The 1,479-nt window shown below is 54.2% G+C and carries 1 protein-coding gene; it reads right to left on the reverse strand.

All coding sequences use genetic code 11. From position 1 onward, the window contains the following. Positions 1–333: 333 nt before the first annotated feature. Positions 334–1,368 (reverse strand): IS110-like element IS1492 family transposase, encoded by a 1,035-nt coding sequence (locus RR51_RS28365; RefSeq protein ID WP_004575900.1) that lies wholly within the window; start codon positions 1,366–1,368, stop codon positions 334–336. Positions 1,369–1,479 lie beyond the last annotated feature (111 nt).

Consider the following 1,479-nt stretch of genomic DNA (forward strand, 5'->3'; position numbering starts at 1 on the left):
CGGAAAAAATCGTACTACAAGGGCTTCCCCATTGAGCGCAAGCGCAATAGCGATTTAGTTGTCTACTGCTGCGCGTGCCGGATCGACGTAAGAAGGTGAAGGACTGCGGTACTACAAACGGTCATATTGAGCTGATGGCTCGGACCCTGATGAAAGACGCACGTGAGGACCTCGTTCGCTAACCGGGACTGAATTCCCCATACGATTTTCAGGTATACCCCACGTAGGTCCAACCCGCTTCACATCAACGACGGCAGTGCACATTGATCTTCTTTTTATCTGCTCATGGTTCCACCGTGACGCCTTAAAAGTTGAGCAATAGGAAGCCAGGGCCTACGCACCAGTTGGTTCTACCTGCTCAAGCTTGAACGTGTCGCCGTAATGCAGGACGGCCCAGGCCATCCTTGCATTCTTGGCGGCAATCGCGACGGCCGCACGCCAGTAACCGCGACGTTCAATCAGATTGCGGATCCAGCGACTAAATGGATCTTGTTTATCGCCCAGGTTGGCCATTACAGATCGAGCCCCGAGCACCAGTAGACTCCGTAAATAGGCATCCCCGGCTTTGGTGATACTCCCCAAACGCTGCTTTCCACCGCTACTGTACTGACCCGGCGTCAGTCCGAGCCATGCAGCCACTTGGCGACCATTTCTGAAGTCGTGCCCATCCCCAATACTGGCAACCAAGGCACTCGCCGTGGTCGAGCCAACCCCGCGCAATTGCAGCAATCTACGGCTACGATCATCTTCACGAGCAATCTGGCTGATTGCTCTATCAAGCTCTACCAAGCGGTCCTCGATATGGCTGGTGTGCTCTAACAGTTCACTCATGCACCGTTTTGCCCAGCCAGGCAAGCTGTCCAGATAAGGGCCAATCTCTCTTCTCAATCGCTCTGGGCTTTGCGGCAGGACCACCCCAAATTCAGAAAGTAATCCCCGCAGTCGGTTGTAAGAAGCTGTGCGCTCTTCGATAAATCCCTGCCGAGTGCGATGAAGGCAAAGAGTCGCCTGTTGATGCTCGTCCTTGACGGGTACGAACCGCATGCTGGGTCGGGTCACTGCCTCACAGATTGCAGCAGCATCTGCTGCATCATTCTTACCGCGCTTACCTGACATCCGATAAGGAGCAACGAGTTTAGGAGCCATCAACCTGACAGTATGTCCGTGCTGAACAAACACCCTCGCCCAGTGGTGCGCCCCTGAGCAAGCCTCCATACCAATCAAACACGGCGGTAACTGCGCGATCAATGGCACCAACTGATCACGCGCAACCTTCGGTTTCACCAATATGGCTTTGCCAGCCTCATTGACGCCGTGAACGGCGAACACCGTCTTGGCTAAATCGATTCCCACCGTGATAACTGACATTGGCTTCCCCTCCAGTAATTGATGCAGTTATGAAACTTCATCATGGCACCTTGATGCCGCCTCGCGACTTTCGCCGCGGACTTGGACGGGGAAGTCCCTTTCATTCGCTAA

Origin of the sequence: Pseudomonas sp. C5pp (assembly GCF_000814065.1) — a bacterium.
Classification (GTDB): domain Bacteria; phylum Pseudomonadota; class Gammaproteobacteria; order Pseudomonadales; family Pseudomonadaceae; genus Aquipseudomonas; species Aquipseudomonas asiatica.

What these genes read in the sequence shown, in the direction of transcription:
- RR51_RS28365 (WP_004575900.1), bottom strand. Translation starts at nt 1,368, where the DNA reads ATGTCAGTTATCACGGTGGGAATCGATTTAGCCAAGACGGTGTTCGCC.